A 24,581-nucleotide genomic window follows, 5' to 3' on the forward strand; every position below is an offset into this window, starting at 1 on the left:
CCCTCAGCGAGGGAGTGAGCACGTGCGTGAAGAGAAGACAGCCGAGCGCGGCGGCTCAGCCGGCGACCGGCAGCAGGCCCGCAGGCCGTCTCCGGCCGCACCCGCGCCGGCAGTCGGCCTGCTCGGCCTCCAGGCCACGGTCGGCAACGCGGCCGTCGTCCAGATGCTCCGCCGCGGCGGCGAGCTCCCCGGACCCCACGGAGCGGCGGCCGTGCAGCGGTCCGCCGTCCAGTCCGTGCTGCGCAGCAGCGGTCGGCCGCTGGACGAGGCGTCCCGCCTGGACATGGAGGCCCGGCTGGGCGCGGACTTCCGCGACGTCCGCGTGCACACCGGCCCGGCCGCGGCGGCGTCCGCCGCCGAGGTCGGCGCCCGCGCCTACACCAGCGGCAACCATGTCGTGCTCGGCTCGGGCGGTCACGACCGGCACACCCTCGCCCATGAACTCACCCACGTCATCCAGCAGCGCCAGGGCCCCGTCGCGGGCACCGACAACGGCGGCGGCCTCAGGATCTCCGACCCGTCGGACCGGTTCGAGCGCGAGGCGGAGGCCACTGCCACCCGGGTGCTGCGGGGGCCGGCCCCCGGCGAGCCGCGGGCGGCCCAGCCCGGCGACACCGGGGCCGTGTCCGGACCGGCCGCCGTCCAGCGGACGACCCTCGGGGAGGCGCTGCCGGGCCGCGTGGTCCCGCCGGCGGAGCAGCAGGCGTTCCTGGACCTGGCCCAGCGGGTCTGGCAGGGAGCGGACCAGGACCTGGTCCGGGAGACCTGGCGCGGCTTCTTCGGGAGTTTCAGGTCGGAGGACGAGCTCCGGGCGTTCTGCCAGCAGAACAGCACCGCGTTCCAGCCGGCCCTTCCGGCTCAACTCCCGCAGGACGTGAACCAGTTGATCGAACTCGCCGTGCAGTCGCTGCCCGCCGGTGCGCCGTTCCCGCACCGGGACGGACCCGAGGCCCTCCACTGGTACCTGATGGACGTGGTCCTCGACCCGGCGTACGGGTTCGACGACACCATGGACCTCGCCGCGGAGATCGGGCCCGAGCTGCTGCGCAGGGACATCCTGAACCCCGTCAACTTCGCTTCCTGCTACCCGACGGCCCAGCACCTGTTCCCGATCCTGTCCGGCGTCACGGCCGGCGCGGGCGAGTCCCGCGAGGCACTCTCGCACCGGGCAGCGGACGGGGCCGAGGCCGGCGGCCCGGGCAACGACCGGGAGGTGACCGAGGACGCCGCCGCGTTCCGGACCGCCGTCAACGGGCTCACCTCGGCGATCGGTTCGGCGGCGAGCCAGGGTGCCGAGGCGGTCTTCCGCATCGAGTTCGCCGGCCACGGCTTCACCCTCGTGCTCCGGCGCCCGAATCCGGCGGAGCCTGGCCTGCACATCGAGCTGATCGAGAGCCTCGCGCACGCCAATTCGCTGGACGTCTCCCTCCGGCGGCCGGGCATGCCGGTGGAGGACGTCTGCGTGGCCCTGACGCAGATGGCCGACGACGACTGGCAGGTCAGGGAGCAGGGCGCGGGCCGGCTCGGCTGGAACTCCCACGCCCTGTTCCTCCACAACGCGGGCCGGCCCGGCACCCCTGAGTACCCGGTGTCGTCGTACCCCGGGCAGGACCACGCACGGGAGGGCGAGTACTTCCCGAGGACGAAGATGAAGTGGTGGGCGAACCGGCTGGACCCGGCCGGCCTGGAGAACTGGGCCGCCCAGGGCCGCGAACGCCTCGGCCGGCTGGGGCAGTCGGGGCTGTGACGGCTGGCGCGCGGCCCGCCGTCAGCCCCAGCCAGGCACCGGCGGCAGCGGCCACGGCGGCGGTGTCGGTGTCGGTGTCGGCGCCGACGGGCCGAAGCCGTCCGGCGCGGGGCCGCGGCCGACGAGCCGCCCGGCGGAGCCCCGTACGTCGGCGAGCAGGGCGGCGAGTTCGGCAGGGGTGGGGTCGGCAGTAGGTGTCACGGTCCCATTCTCCCCTTGTTGACGAATCGTCAGCAAGTTACGCGCAGCGCCTTGACGAGGCACGGTCACGGTTCTAGAAAACGTAGTGAGCTCCCGGTCCCCCACCGCACGGGAGCAGCGAAAGGTCGTCTTCTCGCCCCTCACCGAGGAAGAGGCTTTCCCATGCGTTTCAGCCGCCGCCTTGCCGTCCCCGCCGCCATCCCCACCGCCGTCCGCGCCGCCGTCCCCGCTGTCGTCGTCGCGGCCCTCCTCTCCGCCGCAGTGCCCGCCGCCTCGGCGCCCCGAGCCGTCGCCGCCGCGCCGGTGCTCACCGCCGGGAGTGCGGGCGGCGCCGCCGTCGCCCCGGGCGACGCGCTCGCCGCGCCGCTGGCCGGGGGCGCCGTCGCCACCTTCTACTCGACCGCGACCAGCACCACCGGTGTCACCTGCGCCACCTCCGCGCTCTCGGCCACGGTGCTGACCAACCCGGCGGCCCCGGGCTCGGCCACCGAGTCGCTGACCGGGCTCACCTTCGGCTCGTGCACCAGCAACGTCACCGGCGTCACGTCGGTGCGCAGTCTGACCGTCGGCAACCTCCCGTACGGTCTGACCGTCTCCGACGGCCCGGGGCTGCCGGTCACGCTCGGCGGCGGCTCCGCCGGGACGATCCAGGCCACCGCCGTCCTCAACAGCTGGTTCGGCACCATCACCTGCACCTACCAGCTCAGCGGCGCGTTCACCGGCAGCGCCGACAACACCGCCCACAGCCTGGCCTTCCGCAACGAGCACTTCGCCAGGAGCGGCGGCTCGACGCTCTGCCCCGGCGACGGGTACTTCTCCGCGACGTACGGCCCGGTGGCCGACACCTCCCAGCCGGGCGGCCCGGCGGTGTACGTCAACTGACCGGCAGCCGGGGGCGCGGCCGTGCCGCAGGACCGCGCCCCCGGCCCCCCGTCAGCCCGCCAGTTCCTCCCGCAGGCGGCGGGCGGCGCCGACCAGGCTCGCCAGCGAGGCCTCGGTCTCCAGCCAGCCGCGGGTCTTGAGGCCGCAGTCGGGGTTGACCCAGAGGCGGTCCGCCGGGATCGCGGCGAGGCCGGCGCGCAGCAGCTCCACGGCTTCCCCGGCGCTCGGGACACGCGGGGAGTGGATGTCCCAGACGCCGGGCCCGACCTCGCGCGGGTAGCCGGCCCCGGCCAGCTCGCCCGCGACCTCCATGTGGGAGCGGGTGGCCTCCAGGGAGATGACGTCCGCGTCGAGTTCGTCGATCGCCGCCATGATCGCGCCGAACTCGGCGTAGCACATGTGGGTGTGGATCTGGGTGTCGGCGCGGACGCCGGAGGTGGCGAGGCGGAAGGCCTCGGTGGCCCAGTCCAGGTAGGCCGGGCGGGAGGCGGCGCGCAGCGGGAGGGTCTCGCGCAGGGCGGGCTCGTCGACCTGGACGACGGCCGCGCCGGCGGCCTCCAGGTCGGCGACCTCGTCGCGCAGGGCGAGGGCGACCTGGCGGGCGGTGTCGCCGAGCGGCTGGTCGTCGCGGACGAAGGACCAGGCGAGCATGGTGACGGGGCCGGTGAGCATGCCCTTGACCGGGCGGTCGGTGAGCCCCTGGGCGTAGCGGAACCAGTCGACGGTCATCGGGTGCGGGCGGGAGATGTCCCCGGCGAGGACCGGCGGGCGTACGTACCGGGTGCCGTAGGACTGCACCCAGCCGTGCCGGGTGGCCAGGTAGCCGGTGAGCTGTTCGGCGAAGTACTGGACCATGTCGTTGCGTTCGGGCTCGCCGTGCACCAGGACGTCCAGTCCGGCCTTCTCCTGGAAGGCGATGACCTCGCGGACCTCGGCCTCGATGCGCTCGCGGTAGGCGGTGGCGTCGATCCGACCAGCCGTCAGGTCAGCCCGGGCGACCCGCAGTTCGGTGGTCTGCGGGAAGGAGCCGATGGTGGTGGTCGGCAGCGGCGGCAGGGCGAGCCGGGCGCGTTGGGCCGCGATCCGGACGGGGTAGGGCTGGGCGCGGCGGGTGTCGGCCCCGGTGACGGCGGCGGCGCGGGCGCGCACCGCCGGGTCGCGGGTGATCGGCGAGTTGGCGCGGGAGGCGAGGTCGGCGCGGTTGGCGGCGAGGTCGGCGGCGATCGCGCCGGTGCCCTCGCGCAGGCCGCGGGCGAGCAGCGCCGTCTCGGCGGCCTTCTGCTGGGCGAAGGCGAGCCAGCGGGCGATCTGCGGGTCCAACTCCCGTTCGGCGGCGGCATCCAGGGGGACGTGCAGCAGTGAGCAGGACGGTGCCACGTCGATCCGGTCGGCGAGGCCGAGCAGGGTGGCCAGGGTGGCGAGCGACTTCTCCAGGTCGTTGATCCAGACGTTGCGCCCGTCGACCACCCCGGCCACCAGGCGCTTGCCGGGCAGGCCCCCGGCGGCCGCGAGGTCGTCGAGGTTGCCGGCGGCTGGTCCGGTGAAGTCCAGTGCCAGGCCTTCGATCGGGGCCTTGGCGAGGACGGGCAGGGCGGCGCCGAGCCGGTCGAAGTAGCTCGCGACCAGCAGCTTCGGCCGGTCGGTGAGGGCGCCGAGGTCGCGGTAGGCGCGGGCCGCGGCGCCCAGTTCGGCCGGGGTGCGGTCCTGGACCAGGGCGGGCTCGTCGAGTTGCACCCAGTCGGCGCCGGCGGCCTTCAGCTCCCCCAGCAGCTGTGCGTAGACGGGCAGCAGCCGGTCCAGCAGGGTGATCGGCTGGAAGTCCTCGGCCACCCCGGGGGCGGGCTTGGCGAGCAGCAGGTAGGTGACGGGGCCGAGGAGGACCGGCCGGGCCCGGTGGCCGAGCGCGAGCGCCTCCCGCAGCTCGCCGACCTGCTTGGCCGGGTCGGCGGCGAACACCGTGTCCGGGCCCAACTCCGGGACCAGGTAGTGGTAGTTGGTGTCGAACCACTTGGTCATCTCCAGTGGCGCGACGTCCTGGGTGCCGCGCGCCATGGCGAAGTAGCCGTCCAGCGGGGCGGCTTGGAGGGCCGTGCGGTGGCGGGCGGGGATCGCGCCGACGGCCACGGTGGTGTCCAGCACGTGGTCGTAGAGCGAGAAGTCGCCGGTCGGGACCTCCTGGATCCCGGCCTCGGCGAGCTGCTTCCAGTTCTGCCGGCGCAGGTCGGCGGCGGTGGCCAGCAGGGCGTCGGCGGTGACGCCGCCCTTCCAGTAGCCCTCGATCGCCTTCTTGAGCTCCCGGCCCCGGCCCTGGCGGGGGTAGCCGTACACGGTGGCCCGGGTTGCCGCGGCTGCGGACTTCGCTGTCAACGGACTCTCCTTCGCGAGTCTTTCTCCATGGATCCCGGGGACGGGAGGAGGGCGCGAAGGGGTGACGAACCGGACGGCGGCCGCCGCTGACGCGCGGGCCCGATCCGTCCGATGTGTACGCCGACCCGCCCTGGAGGGTCACCGGGATCTCCGCGCGCGATCGGTCGCACGCGGGCAACGGGCAGGTCTTCGGACTCGCGGGCGCGCCCACCCTGTCAAGGGCGGACACCTACTGGCCGTCGCTTCCCAGGCCCGGCCGGGCCCAGTGCGTATGACGGCGGTCGTTCCCGCTCACCGCTGCGGGGCAGTCCCGGATTCCCACCGGGTTCCCTCTTGCGACGCGCCTGCCTGGCGGACAGGGCGAACCAGCTGCCCTGCCACCTTAGGGCGGGTACGGCGTTCCGGACAGCGAGATCCGCGAACTCGTCCGGAGGGTGAGACGCCGATGCCCTGGTCGACCCAGGGCATCGGCGTCTCAGGGCATCGGCATCTCAGGGCATCGGCGGTCCCAGGGCCGTGGTTGCTCAGGACCCTGCCGGCACTGCCTCCCGGTGCCGCCAGCGCACCCGGTCCTCAGCGGCGGCCCCCCGGACCGCCCGTGCCGGGGCCCGGTGGTCCGCGCAGGAGAGCACCAGCATCTCGTTGTCCCCCGGCTGGAACTCGTACCGCACCCGTTCCACCCGGCTCGGGATCCCGAGGCCCGCCAGCTCCTCGCGCAGCCGCTCCAGCCCCGGGTACCGGGCCCCGGTGTCGTACACCATCAGCGGGAACAGCCGGACTTCGCGGCGCGCCACCCGGGCCAGGTCCAGCAGCGCCGCCCGGTGGAACTCCTCGTCCAGCCGGTTGCCGTAGGAGAAGATCAGGTGTGAGCTGAGCACCAGGTCGAACGAGTCGTCGGCGAAGGGGAGTTCGGGCAGCGAGCCGGCGACGTAGCGCTCCGGGCGGGCGGTGATGTCGGCCCGGAAGTCCCGGGCGTTGGCGGTCCACTGGCGGATCATGTCGTCCACGTCGGTGTACCAGCTCCACGGGTGGCCGGCCGTCTCCCGCACCAGGAGCTCGCGCTTGAACACCGTCTCCCGCTCCACCAGCAGGCCCAACTCCTCCCGGTGGTGGGCGTACTGGCGGTCCACGGCGACCGCATCGATGCCCCGGCGCCCGGCTTCGGCGACGAAGCTCGCCGCGCCGCCGGGGCAGTCCAGGACGCGCTGCTCCAAGTCCCGGTCGGTGAGCGCGAACATCGCCCGGTACTCCTCGAAGGACCGTGCGCTGACCAGCACGGTTCACCCCCTCCCGACGAACGGCATGGTGGTCGGCAGTACCACCAGGGACTGGATGTTGGTGTCCGGCGGCTGCGCGGCCATCAGCACCAGGGCCTCGGTGAAGCGCTCCACCGGGATGGTCGCCTCCACCGCCGTCGTCCCGTCGGCCTGCATCGCGGCGGGCTGCGGCGCGCCGTCGACGGGGGCGACGTTGCCGACGTCGATCTGCCCGCAGGAGATGCCGTACGGGCGGCCGTCCAGGGCGAGCGCCTTGGTGAGCCCGAGGACGGCGTGCTTGGCGGCCGTGTACGCGACGGAGTTGGGGCGCGGCACGTACGCCGACGGCGCGCCGTTGTTGATGATCCGCCCGCCCTGCGGGGTCTGGGTGCTCATCACCCGGAAGGCCTCGCGGGCGCAGAGGAAGCCGCCGGTGACGATGGTGTCGAGCACCCGGTTCCAGTCCTCGAACGGGGTCTCGGTGATCGGCCGGCGCGGGGCGGCGGCGCCCGCGTTGTTGAACAGCAGGTCCAGCCGGCCGTACCGGTCCTGGACGGTGTCGAAGAGCCGGGCGACCTCCTGCGGGCTGCGGATGTCGGTCGGGACGGCCAGCACCCGGGAGCCGGCCGGGCCGGCGATGGCGGCGGTCTCCTCCAGCGCGTCCTTGCGCCGCCCGGCCACGGCGACGGTCCAGCCGGCCTCAAGCAGGGCCAGTGCCGACGCCCGGCCGAGGCCGCTGCCTCCGCCGGTGACGATCGCCACCCGCCCGTGCGGTTCGCTCAACGCGCCCATTCTTCCCCCTCGTTGACCCAGACTCGCAGCATCCGCCGGGCGTACGGCCCGGGTTCGTCGACGTACGGCGAACGCCCGTGCAGCACCCGGCTGTTGCGGATGATCAGCAGGTCGCCGGCGGCCATCGGCAGCCCGAAGGCGATCTCCGGCCGGTACAGCACCTCGTCCAGCACGCCCAGCGCCTCCCACTGACGGTCCGTCAACTCCGGTCCGCCCCGGTCCGGGGAGGAGCGGACGGTGCGGGTCTGGTAGTAGCAGCCGACCGTCCCCTCCTTCTGGTGGTAGAGGATCGGGGTCACCACCACCTGCGGGCCCGCCCGGCCGGACCGGTCGAAGGTCCAGTCCTCGCAGAGGGTGGCGAGGGCGTCCGGCCGCTCCCGCTCGATCAGGTCGTGGACGTGCCGCGCGCTCGCCAGCTTGGTCAACCCGCCGCCGTCGAAGGCCGGTCGCAGACACAGCAGGACGAGCAGGTCGCAGGTGTCGCAGTGGAAGCCGAGCTCGGTGTTGCCGTCGCCGTCCTGGTCGTGCAGCACCGAGGTGAGGTCGCCGCGCCCGTTCTGCGGCACGATCCGGCCGTAGTCCCCCAGCAGGAAGGACAGCACCTCGGTGATCCGCTCCTCCGGGTGCGCCGGGTCCACCAGGCCGCCGATGTGGGTGATGCCGACCGAGGCGACGGCGTCCCGGACGAAGTCCCGCAGTCCGGCACGCACCGGCTCGGCCGCACCCCACCGTCCGGCCTGCGCGTCGGCCCACAGCAGCAGCCGCTCCACCTCCCCCAACGGGAGCGACCACAAGTGCCGCCGGGCCTCCAACTCCAGGCTGCTCCAGCCGATTTCCGTCACCGCATCCATGTCTCCTCCTCCTCGCCGACCGCCGGCTCCCTGCCCACTCCCCGCCGACTCCCTATCCGCCCCCTACCCCGGCTCGCTACCGGCTCCCGGCCGCGACGGCCTTCGTCCAGAGCTCCAGCGCCTCGTCGACCTGACCGGCCGTGACCACCAGCGCGGGGATCATCCGGACCACGTTGAGGTGGATCCCGCAGAGCAGGAGCAGCAGCCCATGCTCGGCCGCCGGGCCCGGGCGAGCATCCTGCGCCAGTACGGCTTCACCGGGCGCCAGCGCGCGCCGACCTGGCAGTAGGAGGCGTCGATGAAGTACCGGGGCCGGCCCGTCGGGAGCGGGCCTGCGGGTGTGGAACAGCGCCGAGTTGAGCAGCACGGTCGATCCTGGCGGCAGCCGGTCGATCACCACCTCGCCGGGCAGTTCCGCCGTGCCGTGGTGGGCGAAGGCGGACTTGCCGAAGGCGCCCCGGTGCGAGCCGGGCAGTACGGACAGGCTGCCGACCTTCTCGTCCAGTCCGCCGAGGTAGTGCAGTGCGTGGACCATCAGCAGCGACGCGTCGGAGCGGTCGTTGGGCTCGCAGTCGTGGTGCCAGGGCTTGCCCGGGATCCCCGGTTCCTGGCGGTCGCTGTGCAGGTGGTGGAAGACGAAGGACGGCCCGAGCAGGCGGGTCAGCGTCCACAACAGCGGTGGGTGGGTGAGCAGTTGGCCGTGCGCCGGCAGTTCCAGTTCCAGCAGCGGGGGCGGCGCGTGCCGGGCGGGGTCGGCGCAGGCGGCGATCGACCGGGCCCGTAAGCGCCCGTCCACCCACCGGTCCACCTCGGGGACGAGCCGTTCGCGCAGCGATTCCGGCACCAGGCCGGGCAGGACCAGGTACCCGGACTCCAGGAACTGGCGGTGGTTCTCGATGTCGAGGGTCTCAGGCCCTCCGGACGACAAGGTCACCGAACCGACCTCCTCCTTCCGTTCTGCGGGACGAACAACGGGACGTGGCACGAGCAGGGAGGCACGCGGGTTCCATCCCAGACCTCGGGTGGCGGCGGAACACCCGTCACAGTCGTCACAGCCGCCACGGCTGAATCGCGATCACCACGAAGAGACACGCCTCGATCACGCAAGGTAGTCCGCCCCAGGAGTATGAGCCGGTCTTCGCGTCCACGACAAGACCAATGCCAACTCATGGACACCTTCCCGCCACCGTGCCGTTCAGCTCCGGCCACCAGTCGATTCCTCCCCCGCGGATCACTCCGGCCCCGTTGCGCCCCGGTGATTCGCCGCCGGAACAGCGGATACGGCAGAGTGAGCCCATGAGCTCGGACACCCGGAGTCACGAAGCAGCCGGCCGGATGGGCCCGTCGGCCCGTCGACGCCCGGTCCAACAGCGCAGCCAGGAACGGTACGGCCGCATCCTGGACGCCTGCGCCGAGCTGCTCGACGAGGTCGGGGCGACCGCGCTCACCACCAAGCAGGTCGCCCAGCGCGCCCAGGTGCCGATCGGCACCCTCTACCAGTTCTTCGCCGGCAAGGAGGACCTGTTGGCCGCGCTCGCCGGCCGCAACCTCGACCAGTACCTCCGGCGCCTCGACGCCCGGCTGGCCGCCGCCGCGCCGGTCGGCCCGGCCACCTTCACCGACCTCGCGGTGGAGGAGTTCGTGGCCATGAAGCGCGCGGTGCCCGGCTTCGGACAGGTGGACTTCGGCCTGGCCGGCCCGGCCGTCCCCGCGGGCGTGCGGGACGACCGGCACCTGCTGGACACCGGCGTGGACAACAACACCGCCGTCGCCCTGCGCCTGCAGGCCCTCGGCGGCGACATGTTCCGGGCGGAGGACCCGGCGGCCACCACGCTGACCCTGCGGGTCGCCCTGGAGGCGGCCGACGCGGTGCTCAAACTGGCCTTCCGCGGGGACCCGAACGGCGATCCGACCCTGATCGCCGAGTGCAAGCGGTTGGTCCGCGGCTACCTCGCGCAACAACTGCCCGCCCGCTGAGGCACGGCCCGAGAATCCCACCCGTCCCGTGCGCCCTGGGCCTGTCTTCGAACTCCCGCAGGCGGGAGTTCGAAGACAGGCCCTCCGCCGTTGCGAGCCCGCCGCGCCCGCAGCACAGTGGATAGCGGAACGGCCGCGGAGGCGGCCGCCACGGGCCGAGGACACGACCCGAGGACACGACCCGAGGAGCAGAGCATGCACGCAGCGGTAGGTGACCAGCTCCACATCCACAGCAGGTCGGTGGGCATGGTGGACCAGAAGGGCGAGATCGTCGAGGTGCGCGGCGCCGACGGCCAGCCGCCGTACGTGGTCCGCTTCGAGGACGGCCACGAGGGCCTGATCTACCCCGGCCCCGACTGCAACATCGAACCCGCCAAGACCCTCCGGGCGGACCGCTGACCCAAGCCCCCGCCACCCCGCGGCCCGACCGCGCGAGGTGGTGAGGAGCGGTGTCCGCATCCACGACCCCGCTGCCCGGGGCACTCGCCGGGCTCGCGCCACTGCTGGACCACTACGGGTACCTCGCGGTGGCGCTGCTCGTGCTGCTCGACAACTGCGGCATCCCGGTGCCCGGGCAGACCATCCTGGTGCTCGCCTCGGTCTACGCCGGCGCCGGGCACCTCGACTTCGCCGCCGTCCTGCTGATCGCGACCGTCACCGCCGCCCTCGGCAACAGCCTCGGCTACCTGATCGGCCGCACCGGCGGGCGCGCCTTCGTCCACCGCTGGGGCCGCTACGTGCTGCTCACCCCGGCCCGGATGGAACGCGCGGACGGCTTCTTCGCCCGGCACGGCGGCAAGGTCGTCACCGTCGCCCGCTTCGTCGACGGGCTGCGCCAGACCAACGGCATCATCGCCGGGACGACCGAGATGCCCTGGCGCCGCTTCCTGCCGTTCAACCTGCTCGGCGCCGTGCTGTGGGCGGGCGCCTGGGGCACCTTCGGCTACCTCGCCGGGGCCAACATCGGCGCCGTGTACCGGACGGCGATCCGCTACCAGCTGTGGTTCGCGATCGGCCTCGGGGTGCTGGTCGCCGCCTTCCTGCTCCGCCAGGTGCTGCGCTACCGGCGCCGGCGCCGCGCGGACGCCGACACCGATTCCGACGCCGCCCCTCACGAGGACGAGGCCCCGGGCGAGGACGCGGCCCCGGGCGAGGAGGCGGACGAGGCCTAACGCAGCGGGAACACCTCGAACGGCACCGCGAAGCGCGTCCCCAGCCGGCTGCCCGCGCCCCGGCCGAAGCCCTCCAGGAACTCCCGGGCGTCCGCCATGTCCCCGCCGAGCCCGGCCAGGTACGCCTTGTGCTCCGCCAGCGAGGCGACGCCCCGGTCGAAGTGCTCGGTGGTGTCCACCGCGTGCTTCGACTCCGGCGAGGCCACCGCCCAGATCTGCCGCACGCCGTTCCACGGCTCGTGGCCCTCCGCCAGCAGCTCGCGGAACACCCAGCGGTTCCCGGCGTCCCGGACGCCGTCCAGGGCGGCCCGGCCGACCGCGATGTGGTCGGCCTGGTTGAGGAACACCCCGCCGTAGGTCTCCCGGAAGTTGCTGGTGATCACGATGTCCGGGCGGTGCCGGCGCACCACCCGGGCGATGTCCCGGCGCAGCGGCAGCCCGTACTCCACCACGCCGTCCGGGTGGCCGAGGAACTCGACGGTGTCCACGCCGACCACGCGCGCCGAGGCGATCTGCTCGGCCTCCCTGAGCGGCCCGCACTCCGCCGGGTCCGTCGAGTCGATCCCGGCCTCCCCGCTGGTGACCATCACGTAGACCACCTTCTTGCCCTGGGAGGTCCACCGGGCGACGGCCGCGGCGCCGCCGTACTCCATGTCGTCGGGGTGCGCGACGATCGCCAGCGCGGTCTGCCAGTCCTCGTCCACGGGCTCGAAGGGCGCGGGGGCCTGCTCGGTCATGCTGCTCGTCCCTCTCGGTGCGGCTCACGGTCGTACGGACGTACGGCCGTACCACCGGTGACTCTAGAAGACCCGTGTCCCCCACACCTCGTCAGACACCCGCCCGCCTGCGGCGCTTGCCCCTGACGCAAGGGTCAAGGGTTAGCGTCCGGGCGCCCGACAACGGGCTTCCCCTTCTCACCAGGAGCGCCGCCGTGTCCCTGCCCACCACCGCCCGTGTCGTCCGACTGACCGCCGAGCCGCGCGGGCTGCCCGTGCCCGGGGACTTCACCGTGGCCGACGAGCCGCTGCCGGCGCCCGAGCCCGGCCAGGTGCTGGTCCGCAACAGGGCGTTCCTGGTCTTCCCGGCGCTGCGCACGGTGATCGGCGGCGCGGGCACCGGCCTGCTGGTGCCGCACGTCAAGCCCGGCGAGGCACTGTTCGGTCCCGCCCTCGGGGAGGTGCTGGCCGCGCCGGAGCACGGGCCGCTGCGCCCGGGCGACCTGGTTACCCACATGCACGGCTGGCGGGACCACGCGGTGGCGGACGCCGCGCAGTTCACCCCGGTCGAAGCGGACTTCCCGCTGCCGATCGCCCTGGTCTCCGCCGCCTCGGCCGGCTACGGCGGGCTGACCCGCAGCGCCGAGGTGCGCCCGGGCGACGTCGTGCTGGTGACCGGCGCGGCGGGCGCGGTCGGCTCGCTGGCCGGGCAGATCGCCCGACTCCTCGGCGCCGCCCGGGTGATCGGCACCACCCGCTCGCCCGCCAAGGCCGAGCGGCTCACCGCCGAACTCGGCTACGACGCCGTACTGGTGCCCGGCGCACGGCCGTTCGCCGAGCAACTGGCCGAAGCCGCCCCGGACGGCCTCGACGTCGTCCTGGACCTGGTCGGCGGCGAGCAGCTGACCGCCGCCGTGGACGCGACCCGCCGGGGTGCCCGGTTCGCCGTGGTCGGTGCGCTGTCCGGGCAGCTCGACCCCGGGCTCCAGGGCGGCAACTCCCCTGCGGTGATCGACAGTTTCCGGATCGTCACCCTCGGTCTGAGCGTGCGCGGCTTCACCCTGCTCGACCACCCGGGTCTGGAGACCGAGTGGCGCGAGCGCCTCGGCACCTGGCTGCGCAGCGGGGAACTCACCTTCCCGTGGACGCCGGTCGCGGGCATCGATCGGGCCCCGCAGGCGTTGTCCCGGGTGTTCACCGGCGACACCTTCGGGGCGACCATCGTGGAGCTCTGAGGACGGAAGGGGCGGGTATGCGGATCGGCGACGCGGCGGCAGCGGCGGGCACCACCCCCAGAGCGCTGCGCTTCTACGAGCAGCGCGGCCTGCTCCGCCCGCCCGCCCGCACCGCCTCCGGCCAGCGCGAGTACGGCCCGTCCGACGTCGCCCGGGTCCGGGTGATCCGCCAACTCCTCGCCCTGGGCCTGACGGTGGACGACCTGGCCAGCCGGCCGTACCGACTGGACCTCCTGGCCGAGAACCCACCACGCCGCTGCACGGCCGACCCCGGCCCGGAGACCTACGCCCCGGTCGTCACCGCCCGCCTCGCCACCCTGGACGCCGAGATCGCCCGGCTGACCGCACAGCGGGACCGGCTCGCCCGGCACGCCGCCACGAACGGAGCGGACGTGCCGGGCGAGGGCTGACGGGCGGATCAGGTCGGGTCGAGGGCTGACGGGCGGGTCAGGTGGGGTCGGCGGCCAGGACGCCGGAGGTGGGGGCCTCCTGGGGGGCGGGCCAGGTGATGCGGGTGGCGCAGAGGGAGACGATCGCGGCGGAGGCGGCGACGGCGGCCATGCCCCAGACGAGGCTGGTGGCGCCCGCGATGAAGCCGATCACGGCGGGGCCGGCGAGCAGGCCGGTGGTGCCCATCGCGGCGACCAGGGAGAGTGCGTCGGCGCCCTGGCGGGCGGCGGCGACGTAGACGCACGGGGTCACCGCCGCCACGCCGAGGCCGACGCAGGCGAAGCCGAGCAGGGTCGGCACGACGCCGCCGACCAGCAGGGCGAGGGCGAGGCCGAGGCCGGCCAGGACGCTGCCGGTGCGCACGATGCGGCCGTCGCCGAAGCGGGTGCGCCAGCCGTCGGCGAAGATCCGGGCGCACACCATCATCACCGAGACGACGGCGATGCCCATCGGGGCGAGTCCGGCGCCCGCGTCGACGACGTCCTTGAGATAGAGCGCCGACCAGTCGTTCATGGCGCCCTCGGTGACGGTGCCGAAGACCATGGCCAGGCCCATCCAGAGCGTCGCGACGGTCGGCAGGACGAAGCCCCGGCGCTGCTTCTCCTCCCCCGGCGCGGCGGTCTCCTGCGGGCCGTCCGCGAGCAGCCCGGGCCGGGCGGCGAGGACGAGGACCGCGAGCAGGACGGCGGCCAGGCCGAAGTGCACCGCGAGGGTGCCGGTGAACGCGTTGACACCGGAGGCCAGCAGGGCGGCCAGCAGCGATCCGGCGCTGAAGGTGGCGTGCAGCCGGGACATGGTGGTCCGCTCGAAGCGGGCCTCCAGCGCCGCGCCCTGGGCGTTCATCGCGACGTTGAGGCAGCCGACCGCGACGCCGTCGCAGAACAGCACCAGCAGCGTGACCGGGTAGTTCGGCACCACCGACAGCGCGAGCAGGACGGCGCCGAGTGCGAGCGCGGACAATACCGAGAGCAGGCGGGAGCCGAGCCGTCGCATCAGCACCGCCACCAGGGGGAAGGACACGGCCGCGCCGATCCCGCAGGTCATCAGCAGCAGGCCGATCTGGGCCTCGCCCAGGTCGAGCCGGGTCTTGAGCGCGGGCACCCGGGAGACCCAGGTCGCGTACTGGAATCCGAGGACGAAGAACAGTGCGCCGATGGCCAGTTGGGACCGGCGGAAGTCGTCGCGGACGGGGGACATCGGCATCAGCCCACTTCGGCTCTGGGTTGGGGCCCGGGGGTCGGGTCGGTGGAGTGCGGCAGCGGCCGGGCCGGGACGCCGGCCAGCGGCATCGCCATGTAGACCGCCCGGGGGCCGTAGCTCGCGGGCAGGTCGATCTCGGGCCGGGCGCGGTAGCCCAGCGGGGTCCACAGCACGTGCGAACCGCGGACGGCGACCAGCGAGATGGTCCGGTGGCCGGCCGCCCGGGCGGTGTCCTCCAGGTGCCGCAGCATCCGGTGGGACAGGCCCCGGCCGCGCAACTCCTCGGCGATCACCAGGTCGTGGGCGTGCATGTTGCCGGGAGGCGTCTCCTCCGCGGCCCCGTTCCCGCTCTCCTCGCTGCGGCTGAGGTCCGGGCAGCGGAACAGCGGGTACGGCAGGGCGAGCAGGTAGCCGCCGAGGCGGCCCGCGTGCTCCAGTACGAAGCAGGTGTCCGGCGAGGCGCGGTGCCGGGACTTCAGCGCCTCGCGGCCCTCGGACAGGCCGCTGGCGGCGTAGGCGCGCTCCTCCAGCGCGACCACGCCGTCCCAGTCGTCCTCCCGGAGCAGCCGGATCCGGGTGTCGGTCATGCGGTGCCTCCGTCGGGGCCGTGGCCGGCATCGCGCTTGCCCGCGCTGCCGCCGATGCAGGTGTGGGGCAGCGGGGCGAAGCCGTTGAACCCGCGGGTCGCGTAGGCGGTGGCGTACGCGCCGCAGGAGTGGATCCAGACCGGGTCGCCGGAGCCGAGCGTGTGCGGGACCCGCACCAGGCCGCCGTCCTGGGCGTACGCGTCGTCGCTGTCGCAGGTCGGGCCGGCCACCACGGCGTTGACGAACTGGCCGCCGGGGTGGGTGGGGAACTCCAGGCGGTACTGCAGCTGGTCCATCTCGTACAGGCCGTTGAACTTGCCGCAGCTGAGGTAGAGCCAGTCCTCGCGGCCGCCGTCGAGCCGGTGGCGGGAGGTGAGCCGGGCGACGTGCGCGCGGATGGCGCCGTGGTCGGCGACCAGGTGGCGGCCGGGCTCGACCAGGAACTCCAGCGGCCCGGCGTTGACGGCGCGCAGCCGGTCCATGCCCTCGCGGATCACCGCGAACATCTTGTCCAGCGGCGGGTCGAGCGGCCGGCCGCTGCGGTCGAGGACGCCGAGGGCGGGCAGGCCGCCGCCGAGGTTGATCCGCTCCGGGGTGATGCCGCGCCAGTTGAGCGCCTCCAGTACGGCGGCCAGCGAGTCCACGGCGGCGCCCCAGGCCTCGGCGGTCATCTGCTGCGAGCCGACGTGCACGGACAGGCCGGAGGGCACCAGCCCGGAGGTGCGGGCTTCGTCGAGCACCCGCAGGGCGTCCTCGGGCGAGCAGCCGAACTTGTGGCTCAGGCCCCACAGGGCGCCGTCACCGGTGGTCGCGATCCGGCAGAACACCCGTGCGCCGGGGGCGTGTTCGGCGATCGCGGCGACGTCCTCCAGGCTGTCGGTGGCGAAGTCGCGCACGCCCAGCCGGTAGGCCTCGGCGATGTTGCGGTCGGACTTGATGGTGTTGCCGTAGTGGATCAGCTCGGGCGGGACGCCGGTGCGCAGCGCCTGGGCGATCTCCTGCGGGCCGGCCGCGTCGAAGCCGGAGCCGAGGGCGGCGAGGTGGCCCAGCACCTCGTCGACCGGGCAGGCCTTCATCGCGAACCGTACGGCCACGCCGGGCAGTTCGGCGCGCAGGGCGGCGTACTGGCCGCCGATGCCGTCCAGGTCGTAGATGATCCGGTCGTCGGTGGCGGCGGCGAGGGCGGCGCGCAGCGCGGTGCGGTCGTGCGGGTCGGAGTGCGGGTCGGGGTGGAGTGCGCGGGTGTGGACCGCGGTCTCGGTCGGGGCGCGGTGGGTGGGCGGCGCGCCCGCTGCCCGGCGCGCGGCCTGGTGCGGCGCCCGATCTGCTGCCTGGCGGGTCTCGCGAGTCTGGTGGGTCTGGTGGGTCTGGTGGGTCTGATGCGTCTGGCGTATCACGTAGTGCTCCCGGTCCTCCGGCTAGTGCGGCAGCCGGTCGGCGGGGGTGGCCTTGCTCGCCCGCACCAGCGGGCCCCACGCGTCGATCAGCAGGGCGAAGTCCTCGATGTCCGCCTGCGCCTCGTCGAGCAGGCGTGCTCGCCGGGGTGCCAGGTGGTCGGCGAACTCGGCGTACTTCCCGCCCAGTCGCCGGTAGCAGCGGTCCAGTTCGGCCAGCCGGCGGTGGTTCTCCGCGCGGTCCGTCGCGGCGCTGCGGCGGGCGGCGTCGGCGATCGCCTCGGGGCGGACGCGGTGGTGCCCGTCCAGCAGGGCCTCGCCGGCTTCGGTCATCTCGGTGTAGACCGGGTGGAGGTAGAGCATGGAGAGCAGGAACTTGGCGTAGCGCAGCTGGTAGGCGGTGAAGCCGGGGCCGGTGCGCCGTTCCGGGGTGTAGTAGTTGACGATGTGGCGGTTGTGGGTGACGCCGGGCAGGGTGGCGTCGTACACCAGGTGGTGCAGGAAGTAGTCGCTGCCGATGGTCTCGGTGGCGGGCGGCAGCGGTACGCGTTCGTACACCTCGTGGTCGAGGCCGATGTTGCACATGTCGATGTGCCAGATGCCGGGCCGGTCGAGCACGGCGCGGTCGACGGTGAACGGCTCGGTGCCGCCGCCGACGAAGGACTGGGCGACGAGTTCGCGCCTGTCCTGCTCGCTCGCGCCGGTGGGGGCCCAGAGCGCGACCACGTCGTGGTACACCTCGGGGTCCAGTTCGAGGATCTCGCCGATGTCGACGGAGAGTTCGCCGACGAAGGAGGCGCCGACCAGGGCGACGGGCTTGTCCGCGTGCGCCGGGTCGAGGGTGTACTCGGTGACGGCGGCGGCCGCGTCGGCGGCTTTCAGTCCGAGGGTGGCCAGCTCGTACTCGATGGGGAACACCGGTTCGCCGTCGAGCCGTTGGTAGCGGCTGTCGGAGTCGCGGCGGTGCACCGAGGCGCAGCCGAGCGCGGCGGCGATCAGGAACGCCCGGTTGGTGCAGGCGCCGTAGGAGACGGCGTCCGGCAGCATGAGGTCGAGCAGCTTGTCCGGGGAGACGGCGCCGGTGGCGGCAGCGGCGCCGGAGCGGTCGATCACCTCGCGCAGGAAGGCGCGTTGGGCGTCCTCGTCGAGGTGGTGGACGAGCACGCCGTCGACGGCGGGCAGGGCGGCGACCGCCCGGGCGTGCCGGGTGCGCGCCGCGGGGTCGGCGGAGTCCAGCACCAGCAGGTGCACCCGGACGTCGAACCGCTCGACGGCGTAGGCGGCTTCGGCGCCGATGGCGGTGATGGTGTCCGCGCACTCGCGGTTGGTGGGCAGGGTCAGGCAGACGTCACGCATTCCCGCTCCCCCGGCCGTTGACGTCCTGCGGCGGCTCGAAGGGCCGGCCGGTCCAGGACCGCAGGCCGAGCAGTTTCTCCCCCAGTTCGGTGAGTTGGGCCGTCCCGTAGCGCAGCGACTCGTGCCGGGTGGCGTCGCCGACCAGGGTGCGGTTCCAGTCCGGGGTGGCGAGGGTGCGCCAGGACTCGACCCGGGAGCGCCGCAGCTGCTCGGCCTCCTCCAGTGCGGGCATCATCGACAGGTACTGCACCGCGCGCACGCCGCGCTCGGAGGTGTTGCGTTCGACGCCGTGGGCGAGCAGGCCGTTCCAGATCAGCAGGTCGCCGGCCTTCAACTCGGGCCGTACGACGGGGAACTCGTCCTGGTCGACGTCCGGGCGGATCGGGTCGCGGTCGGCGGGCTGGACGGCCTGCCATTCGTTGAAGCGGCGGAACAGCTCGGGGTTGCACCGGAATCCGCCGTGGTCGGGGGCGGTGTCGTTGAGCGCGATGATGCCCTGGACGCGCTGGGGCAGCACGGCCCGGGTGGTGTCGACGTCCCAGTGCAGTTCGATGTCGAAGCCGCGGTCGGTGGGCTCGATCAGCGCGCGGTCGCGGTTGCGGACGTTGGGCGGGTTGAGGTTGAGCCGGTCGAGGGTGACCCAGAGTTCCTCGCAGTCCCACACGTCCACGAAGGCGTCGTAGACGCGCTGCGACTGGCGGCTGTCCCAGAGGAGTTGGTGGTGGTAGGCCTCGACGAAGCCGTAGATGTGCAGGTGCCGGTCGAGTTCGTCGCGGTAGTCGCGCTCGCGGTACCAGTCCTCGGGGCGGTCGGGTGACAGGCCCTGGAAGTCCCAGGTGAAGTCGAGCAGGCGCCGCGCGGCCTCGGCGGGGATCGCCTGCGGCACCACGACGTAGCCGTGGGTCTGCCAGAACGCGTGGTCCGCTTCGGAGAGCACGCGCAGCGGGTGCTTCTTGCGGATCTCGCGCAGTGCGGTCGGGGCCAGGTAGCTCTCGGTGTCCGCGCTGAAGTAGGGGCGCTCCGAGGCGGCGCGGTACAGATACTCCTCGGCCTGTCCGTCAGGGCTCGGCATGGGCACTCACTCCATGGTTCGTAGTCGACGCGGCGCTTGATTCGGCGGGTGGCGCGGGCACAGGAGCCATTCCACCGGCCCTCGGCCGGGTCGGGAATTCCTCCCGCGGACCACCGGCGGTCCGCACACGCTCCTTGTCGGCTCGGCCCCCGACCGCGCCTGCGCGCCACGTCGTGGGGCCAACTCACCTGCCCGGCACGGCCTCTCACCACGTCTCAGGCCCTGCCGAACCAAGCCTCCCACACATTGGACTAGACCAACTAATGGTGTCAACCCTTTCCCGCGGGTTGCCGATTGGGAAAATCGGCGCAGCTCACGACGCCTCCCGCGGTTCGCTTTATGTTTCGCGGGCGGACATAAGAGCGGGTATTGTTCCCGGAATTGACATAACCGGGAGGCCTGAACCCCGCCGGCCCCACGAACCGTTGAGCCGCGCGCCGTTGCACCGCCCGGCGCCCGCCCGCCGTAGGTTGGGACCGTGCCACGCCCAGGAGCCGCCCGACTCGCCCCGCCCGACTGGCTGACCGAGAGCCTGCGGCCCCGCGCCGCGCCGATCCCCTGGGCGGGGGTGGCCCGCGCCTCCGTCGCGCTCGCCGCCCCGCTCGCGGTGGGCACCGCCACCGGCCGGCCCGCCTACGGTGCGCTGGTGTCGATGGGCGCACTGTCCGCGGTCATCGGCGACACCGCCGACGCCTACCGGATGCGGGTCTTCAACATCGCCGTCCCCCAGCTGTTCGGCGCCCTCGGGGTGCTGCTCGGCGCCCAGGTGCACGGCTCCGGCTGGACGGCCGTCGCCATGCTGACCCTCGTCGCGCTGGTCTCCGGCATGATCTCCTCGATCGGCGCGGTCGCCTCCGTCTCCGGGCTGCTCCTGCTGCTCAACGCGGTCGTCGGGGCCGGCCTGCCGCTGCCCTCGCCCTGGTGGCTGCCGCCCGGCCTGCTGCTGCTCGGCGGCCTGGTGGTGCTCGTCCTGGCCCTGCTCGCCTGGCCGCTGCGCGTCGGCATGCCCGAACGCGCGGTGGTCGCCGGCACCTACCGGACGGTCGCCGACCTCCTGGAGGCCGCCGGCACCCCCGAGTACGACGCCCGGCGCCGCGAACTCACCCAGTCGCTCAACCAGTCCTACGACCTGCTGCTCGCCCGGCGGGCCCGACGGCACGGGCGCTCACCCACCCTGGTACGGCTGCTCGCCCAGCTCAACGCGGTGATCCCGGTGGTCGAGGCGGCCTCCGCGGCGCACCTGCGCCCGCCCGAGTTCGGCCCGCTGCCCGCCGCCTACCCGGCGGCCGTCCGGGCCCTGGCCGACGCCGTCGAACAGGGCCGCACCGGGCCCGCGCCGGCACCCGACCTGCCCGTGCCCGCCGGGCCGTCCACCCGCGCCCTGGTCGAGGCGATCGAGCACGCCGGCACCGTGGTCTCCGAGGCGGCACCGGACCCGTACGCCGCCGACGACCGGCTCGGCCGGCCCGCCGCCCTGGAGGTGCGGGCCCGCCGGGCGGCCCGGGCGCTGCTGCTGTCCGGCGCGTCCTGGCGGTACGGGCTGCGCCTGGCACTGTGCATCGGCCTGTCCCAGGTGCTGGTCTCGGTGATCGCCGTGCCCCGCTCGTACTGGGTGGCGCTGACCGTCACCTTCGTGATGAAGCCGGACTTCGGCTCGGTGTTCTCCCGCGCGGTGCTGCGCGCGCTCGGCACCGCGGCCGGGCTGCTGGTCGCCACCCCGGTGCTCGCCGCGGTGCCGCGCGGCTGGTGGGACGTGCCGGTGATGGCGGCGCTGGCGACGCTGATCCCCGCGCTGTCCGCCAAGGGCTACGCCTTCCAGACCGCGGCCATCACCCCGGTGATCCTGCTGCTCTCCGACCTGCTCAACCACCAGGGCTTCCGCCTGGTGCTGCCCCGGCTCTACGACTCGCTGATCGGCTGCGGCATCACGCTGCTGGCCGGCTACCTGCTGTGGCCGGAGTCCTGGCACACCCGGATCGGCGACCGCCTCGCCGACGCCGTCCAGGACACCGCCTCGTACGTGTCGCTCGCCTTCACCACCGGGCCGGGCGGGGACGGGCCCGCCCGGGCCCGCTACCGGCGGCGGCTCTACCGGGACCTCTCGGCGGTGCGCAGCGAGTTCCAGCGGGCGCTCACCGAGCCGCCGCCGGTCGGGGCCCGGGCGGCGGCGTGGTGGCCGGTGGTGATCGCGGTCGAACGGATCGTGGACGCCACCACCGCCACCCGGGTACGGGTCGAGCACGGCGCGCCCGTACCGACCGCGGCCGAGGTCGGCATCGTGACGCGGGAGCTGGCCGACCTCGCCGAGGCGCTGCGCACCGGCCGGCCGCTGTCGCCGACGGATCCGGAGGCACTCGCGCCGGAGTGCTCGCTGGCCCGGCTGCACCACGAGGTGCACGCGGCACGGTCGGTGGCCGCCGCGCCCGCTCCCTGACGCCGGGGGCCGAGCCCTCGGCCCCCCGCCCGGCTCAGTCCTGGATCCGCCGCCAGGGCCGGTCCGCCTCCAGCGCGAAGGCCAGTTCCAGCAGCACCCGTTCCTGGCCGTGCGCCGCCGACAGGTGCACCCCGACCGGCAGGCCGCCCGCCGTCGAGCCGGCCGGCAGCGCGATGCCCGGGCCGCCGGTCACGTTGTTGACCGGGGTGAAGGCCACGTAGCGCAGCAGCCGGTCCATCAGCTCGTCGAAGGCCACGTTCGGGCTGAGGTGCCCGATCGGCGGGGCGGTGTGGGCGAGCACCGGGGAGAGGATCACGTCGTGGCGGTCGAACACCCGCCGGTACACGCCCTCGGCGCGGCGCAGCCGGCGCAGCACGCTCGGGGTCTGCCCGAACTCCGCCTGGAACCGCCGGCGCAGCCCCGTGGTCAGCCCGTCCAGTTTCCCGACGCGGAAGCTCGGGTCGATCAGCAGCCGACCGGTGACGGCGATCGCCCACGCGATGTAGCCCCAGTAGGAGAGGAAGTCGCGGGCGAACTCCTCGCCGAAGGGCAGGGCGGTCGGCTCGACCAGGTGGCCCATCGCCTCCAGTCGGGCGGCGGTCTCCTCGACCACCCGGCGGGTCGGCTCGTCGGTCTTGGCGATCGGCGAGTCGATCACCAGCCCGATCCGCAGCCGCTGGTTCCCGGGGCCCTCGACCAGGCCGAGCGGGGGCAGTTCGGGGTTGCGGCGGTGCTGTTCGGCGGCGGCGAAGAAGGCGGCGGTGTCGCGTACCGAGCGGGTCAGCACGCCGTCGGTGACCAGGTCGATGGGCAGTTTGCCGCCCTGCGCGTTGGTGACCAGCCGGCCCCGGGTGGGCTTGAGCCCGACCAGGCCGCAGCAGGCCGCCGGGATGCGGATCGAGCCGCCGCCGTCGTTGGCGTGCGCGATCGGCACCACGCCGGAGGCGACCAGGGCCGCCGCGCCGCCGGAGGAGGCGCCGGGCGAGTGCGAGGGCTTCCAGGGGTTGCGCACCGGCTGGGCGGTGGCGAACTCGGTGGAGGCGTTGAGGCCGAACTCGGGCAGCCGGGTCTTGCCGAGCACGGCCAGGCCGGTGGCGAGGAACTGGTCGGTGAACCGCGCGTTGCGGCGGGCCGGTCGGGGCCGGAACGCCTCGCTCCCCAGGGCGGTCGGCAGGCCGCGCAGGTCGACGTTGTCCTTGAGGAAGGTCGGTACGCCCCAGAGCGGGCCGCCGATGCCGTCCCGGCTGATCTGCGGTTTGTCGTACGAAGCGTGGGCGACCGGCAGCAGTGTGCCGTCCACCCGGGCGGCACGGGCGACGACCGCGCCGACCAGTTCCCGGGGGTTGACCGCGCCGGCCCGCACCCGGGCGGCCAGGGCCACCGCGTCGTACGGGCCGAGGGCGTCGTCGGTGAACGCGTGGACCCGCTCGTCGGTCATCCGAACTCCCCACTCCCTGCCGGACGGTGGGCCGCCCGATCGTCAAACCGGTTGGTAGTACTGCCTGGTTCTACTGACCGGTAGCCTCGCAAAGAGTTCGAGTCTATGCGCCCGGCGGAGCCCACGGAACATCCGGCCCGTCACTGGATAAACGATCCATCACATGGCCGATGGAGCACGGGCGTTCGGCATGCGCCCCCACGTTCACCCCACCCGCCGGTCCGCGACCGTTTCGCCGACGGCCGCCGGGAAAGATCACGTTCACGAACCACACCGGCCATCCCGCCCGAGCCAAGGTGACGCCCGTGCCCACCCACGTCTTCCCCGCCGCCCGATTCACCGCCGCCACCGCCCCCGGCGGCCTGCCCCTGCTCGGCCACGCCCCCGCCTTCGCCCGCCGCCCGCTCGCCTTCGTCGCCGGCCTGCCCGCCCACGGCGACCTCGTCCGGCTCCGGCTCGGCCCGCTCGACGCGTACGTCGCCTGCCACCCCGAACTGGTCCGCCGGCTGCTCGCCGAGGACCGCACCTACGACAAGGGCGGGCTCGTCCTCGACAGGGCCCGGGAGGTCCTCGGCGACGGCCTCGCCACCTGCCCCGCCGCCGCCCACCGGCGCCAACGCCGCATGCTGCAGCCCGCGTTCCACCGCGACCGGCTGCCCGGCTACGCCGCGATGATGGCCGAGGAGATCGCCGGCACCACCGCCTCCTGGCGCGACGGCGACACCATCGACGTCCCCGCCGCGATGTACCGGCTCACCACCGCCGTCACCGCCCGCTGCCTGTTCGCCGCGCACGAACGGGCCGGCTCGCTGCCGGTGCACGAGAGCATGGACGTCATCACCCGCGGCGTCGGCCGGCGCGTCATGATGCCGCTGCCCGGCGTCGACCGGATCCCCACCCCCGGCAACCGCCGCTTCCGGCGCGCCCGGCAGGACCTGCGGGAGATCACCGAGCGGCTGATCGCCGACTACCGCGCCGTCGGCACCGACCACGGGGACCTGCTCTCCATGCTGCTCGGCGCACGGGACGAGGACGGGCAGGGCCTGTCCGACGCCGAGATCCACGACCACGTGGTCACCTTCCTGCTGGCCGGCATGGAGACCACCGCCGCCACCCTCTCCTGGGCCTGGACACTGCTCGCCGCCAACCCGTCCGTCCGGGCGCGCCTGCACACCGAACTCGACACCGTCCTCGACGGCCGCCCCGCCCGGCACGAGGACCTGCCCGCCCTCCCGCTCACCGCCCGGATCGTCAGCGAGACCCTGCGGCTCTACCCCCCGGTCTGGATCCTCAGCCGCACCGTCACCACCGCCACCGAACTCGGCGGCCACCGCGTCCCGGCCGGCGCCACCATCCTCTTCAGCCCGTACCTGCTGCACCGCCGGGCCGACCTCTTCCCCTGCCCCGACCGCTTCGACCCCTGTCTCTTATACACATCTGACGCTGCCGACGAG

Annotated in this window: 22 protein-coding genes and 1 riboswitch; of the genes, 9 read left to right on the forward strand and 13 right to left on the reverse strand. The window is 73.9% G+C overall.

The window, feature by feature from the left end; genetic code table 11:
* The first annotated feature begins 163 nt into the window (after window positions 1-163).
* Entirely contained in the window at window positions 164-1,747 is a 1,584-nt protein-coding gene (locus OP86_RS35795) for an eCIS core domain-containing protein (protein ID WP_106973395.1), read from the forward strand.
* Window positions 1,748-1,768: 21 nt separating this feature from the next.
* Here OP86_RS35795 and OP86_RS36550 read toward each other — a convergent pair whose 3' ends face one another.
* Window positions 1,769-1,948 carry a hypothetical protein gene (locus tag OP86_RS36550; protein WP_157849726.1) on the reverse strand — a complete coding sequence of 60 codons (180 nt, stop codon included), beginning with the start codon at window positions 1,946-1,948 and terminating at the stop codon, window positions 1,769-1,771.
* Between the two features lie 162 nt (window positions 1,949-2,110).
* Between OP86_RS36550 and OP86_RS12170 the strand changes: the two genes are divergently transcribed.
* Window positions 2,111-2,830, forward strand: a complete 720-nt coding sequence (locus OP86_RS12170; protein ID WP_063832355.1) for a hypothetical protein — start codon at window positions 2,111-2,113, stop codon at window positions 2,828-2,830.
* Between the two features lie 51 nt (window positions 2,831-2,881).
* Here the strand turns inward: OP86_RS12170 and metE are convergent, their stop codons facing one another.
* The 5 genes from metE to OP86_RS32900 all read right to left on the reverse strand — a co-directional run bounded on the left by metE (window position 2,882) and on the right by OP86_RS32900 (window position 9,030).
* Entirely contained in the window at window positions 2,882-5,197 is a 2,316-nt protein-coding gene (gene metE, locus OP86_RS12175; RefSeq protein ID WP_030058078.1) for a 5-methyltetrahydropteroyltriglutamate--homocysteine S-methyltransferase, read from the reverse strand.
* A 163-nt stretch (window positions 5,198-5,360) separates the two neighbouring features.
* A riboswitch (cobalamin riboswitch) is annotated at window positions 5,361-5,582 on the reverse strand.
* Between the two features lie 139 nt (window positions 5,583-5,721).
* Window positions 5,722-6,474: a methyltransferase domain-containing protein gene (locus OP86_RS12180; protein WP_030058077.1), complete on the reverse strand. Its 753-nt coding sequence runs from the start codon at window positions 6,472-6,474 to the stop codon at window positions 5,722-5,724.
* Window positions 6,475-6,477: 3 nt separating this feature from the next.
* The gene (locus OP86_RS12185) at window positions 6,478-7,245 is read right to left on the reverse strand and encodes an SDR family oxidoreductase (RefSeq protein WP_030058076.1); all 768 of its coding nucleotides are present in this window, start codon (window positions 7,243-7,245) and stop codon (window positions 6,478-6,480) included.
* The gene (locus OP86_RS12190; protein ID WP_030058075.1) at window positions 7,233-8,096 is read right to left on the reverse strand and encodes a TauD/TfdA family dioxygenase; all 864 of its coding nucleotides are present in this window, start codon (window positions 8,094-8,096) and stop codon (window positions 7,233-7,235) included. The genes OP86_RS12185 and OP86_RS12190 overlap by 13 nt, the downstream gene beginning before the upstream one ends.
* 76 nt (window positions 8,097-8,172) lie before the next feature.
* Window positions 8,173-9,030 carry a phytanoyl-CoA dioxygenase family protein gene (locus tag OP86_RS32900; protein ID WP_234434876.1) on the reverse strand — a complete coding sequence of 286 codons (858 nt, stop codon included), beginning with the start codon at window positions 9,028-9,030 and terminating at the stop codon, window positions 8,173-8,175.
* A gap of 362 nt (window positions 9,031-9,392) precedes the next feature.
* On the opposite strand from OP86_RS32900, the gene OP86_RS12200 reads away from it, so the two are divergent.
* From OP86_RS12200 to OP86_RS12210, 3 genes are all read left to right on the forward strand, one after another.
* Window positions 9,393-10,073 (forward strand): TetR/AcrR family transcriptional regulator, encoded by a 681-nt coding sequence (locus OP86_RS12200; protein ID WP_234434875.1) that lies wholly within the window; start codon window positions 9,393-9,395, stop codon window positions 10,071-10,073.
* 195 nt (window positions 10,074-10,268) lie between these two features.
* Window positions 10,269-10,472 (forward strand): DUF1918 domain-containing protein, encoded by a 204-nt coding sequence (locus tag OP86_RS12205; RefSeq protein ID WP_030058073.1) that lies wholly within the window; start codon window positions 10,269-10,271, stop codon window positions 10,470-10,472.
* 50 nt (window positions 10,473-10,522) lie between these two features.
* Complete coding sequence (locus OP86_RS12210; RefSeq protein ID WP_063832356.1) at window positions 10,523-11,245, forward strand: DedA family protein; 723 nt, start codon at window positions 10,523-10,525, stop codon at window positions 11,243-11,245.
* On the opposite strand, the gene OP86_RS12215 is transcribed toward OP86_RS12210, so the two are convergent.
* Window positions 11,242-11,982, reverse strand: coding sequence for a PIG-L deacetylase family protein (locus OP86_RS12215; protein WP_030058072.1), 741 nt, complete (start codon window positions 11,980-11,982; stop codon window positions 11,242-11,244). The genes OP86_RS12210 and OP86_RS12215 overlap by 4 nt on opposite strands.
* Window positions 11,983-12,176: 194 nt before the next feature.
* Between OP86_RS12215 and OP86_RS12220 the strand changes: the two genes are divergently transcribed.
* Entirely contained in the window at window positions 12,177-13,196 is a 1,020-nt protein-coding gene (locus OP86_RS12220) for an MDR family NADP-dependent oxidoreductase (protein ID WP_030058071.1), read from the forward strand.
* A gap of 17 nt (window positions 13,197-13,213) precedes the next feature.
* Window positions 13,214-13,606, forward strand: a complete 393-nt coding sequence (locus OP86_RS12225; RefSeq protein ID WP_030058070.1) for a MerR family transcriptional regulator — start codon at window positions 13,214-13,216, stop codon at window positions 13,604-13,606.
* A gap of 37 nt (window positions 13,607-13,643) precedes the next feature.
* Here the strand turns inward: OP86_RS12225 and OP86_RS12230 are convergent, their stop codons facing one another.
* From OP86_RS12230 to OP86_RS12250, 5 genes are all read right to left on the reverse strand, one after another.
* Entirely contained in the window at window positions 13,644-14,843 is a 1,200-nt protein-coding gene (locus OP86_RS12230; RefSeq protein ID WP_033331717.1) for an MFS transporter, read from the reverse strand.
* 5 nt (window positions 14,844-14,848) lie between these two features.
* Window positions 14,849-15,433 carry a GNAT family N-acetyltransferase gene (locus OP86_RS35800; protein WP_030256671.1) on the reverse strand — a complete coding sequence of 195 codons (585 nt, stop codon included), beginning with the start codon at window positions 15,431-15,433 and terminating at the stop codon, window positions 14,849-14,851.
* Window positions 15,430-16,626, reverse strand: a complete 1,197-nt coding sequence (locus OP86_RS12240; protein WP_033331720.1) for a type III PLP-dependent enzyme — start codon at window positions 16,624-16,626, stop codon at window positions 15,430-15,432. The genes OP86_RS35800 and OP86_RS12240 overlap by 4 nt, the downstream gene beginning before the upstream one ends.
* A 225-nt stretch (window positions 16,627-16,851) precedes the next feature.
* Entirely contained in the window at window positions 16,852-18,183 is a 1,332-nt protein-coding gene (locus OP86_RS12245) for a DUF6271 family protein (protein ID WP_030256668.1), read from the reverse strand.
* Window positions 18,176-19,255, reverse strand: coding sequence for a phytanoyl-CoA dioxygenase family protein (locus OP86_RS12250; protein ID WP_051830003.1), 1,080 nt, complete (start codon window positions 19,253-19,255; stop codon window positions 18,176-18,178). The genes OP86_RS12245 and OP86_RS12250 overlap by 8 nt, the downstream gene beginning before the upstream one ends.
* Window positions 19,256-19,733: 478 nt before the next feature.
* Here OP86_RS12250 and OP86_RS12255 point away from each other — a divergent pair, with 478 nt between their 5' ends.
* Window positions 19,734-21,689, forward strand: coding sequence for an FUSC family protein (locus OP86_RS12255; RefSeq protein WP_030058062.1), 1,956 nt, complete (start codon window positions 19,734-19,736; stop codon window positions 21,687-21,689).
* A 34-nt stretch (window positions 21,690-21,723) separates the two neighbouring features.
* Here OP86_RS12255 and OP86_RS12260 read toward each other — a convergent pair whose 3' ends face one another.
* Window positions 21,724-23,127 (reverse strand): amidase, encoded by a 1,404-nt coding sequence (locus tag OP86_RS12260; protein WP_030256665.1) that lies wholly within the window; start codon window positions 23,125-23,127, stop codon window positions 21,724-21,726.
* 305 nt (window positions 23,128-23,432) lie between these two features.
* Between OP86_RS12260 and OP86_RS12265 the strand changes: the two genes are divergently transcribed.
* On the forward strand, window positions 23,433-24,581 hold a 1,149-nt coding region (locus OP86_RS12265), incomplete at its 3' end, for a cytochrome P450 (protein WP_051830004.1).

Origin of the sequence: Streptomyces novaecaesareae (genome assembly GCF_000716875.1) — a bacterium.
Taxonomy (GTDB): Bacteria; Actinomycetota; Actinomycetes; order Streptomycetales; family Streptomycetaceae; genus Kitasatospora; species Kitasatospora novaecaesareae.

Coding starts and splice junctions, on each gene's coding strand:
- OP86_RS35795 (WP_106973395.1), top strand. CDS start 164: ATGCTCCGCCGCGGCGGCGAGCTCCCCGGACCCCACGGAGCGGCGGCC.
- OP86_RS12170 (WP_063832355.1), top strand. CDS start 2,111: ATGCGTTTCAGCCGCCGCCTTGCCGTCCCCGCCGCCATCCCCACCGCC.
- OP86_RS12185 (WP_030058076.1), bottom strand. CDS start 7,245: ATGGGCGCGTTGAGCGAACCGCACGGGCGGGTGGCGATCGTCACCGGC.
- OP86_RS12190 (WP_030058075.1), bottom strand. CDS start 8,096: ATGGATGCGGTGACGGAAATCGGCTGGAGCAGCCTGGAGTTGGAGGCC.
- OP86_RS12200 (WP_234434875.1), top strand. CDS start 9,393: ATGAGCTCGGACACCCGGAGTCACGAAGCAGCCGGCCGGATGGGCCCG.
- OP86_RS12205 (WP_030058073.1), top strand. CDS start 10,269: ATGCACGCAGCGGTAGGTGACCAGCTCCACATCCACAGCAGGTCGGTG.
- OP86_RS12215 (WP_030058072.1), bottom strand. CDS start 11,982: ATGACCGAGCAGGCCCCCGCGCCCTTCGAGCCCGTGGACGAGGACTGG.
- OP86_RS12225 (WP_030058070.1), top strand. CDS start 13,214: ATGCGGATCGGCGACGCGGCGGCAGCGGCGGGCACCACCCCCAGAGCG.
- OP86_RS12230 (WP_033331717.1), bottom strand. CDS start 14,843: ATGTCCCCCGTCCGCGACGACTTCCGCCGGTCCCAACTGGCCATCGGC.
- OP86_RS35800 (WP_030256671.1), bottom strand. CDS start 15,433: ATGACCGACACCCGGATCCGGCTGCTCCGGGAGGACGACTGGGACGGC.
- OP86_RS12245 (WP_030256668.1), bottom strand. CDS start 18,183: ATGCGTGACGTCTGCCTGACCCTGCCCACCAACCGCGAGTGCGCGGAC.
- OP86_RS12250 (WP_051830003.1), bottom strand. CDS start 19,255: ATGCCGAGCCCTGACGGACAGGCCGAGGAGTATCTGTACCGCGCCGCC.
- OP86_RS12260 (WP_030256665.1), bottom strand. CDS start 23,127: ATGACCGACGAGCGGGTCCACGCGTTCACCGACGACGCCCTCGGCCCG.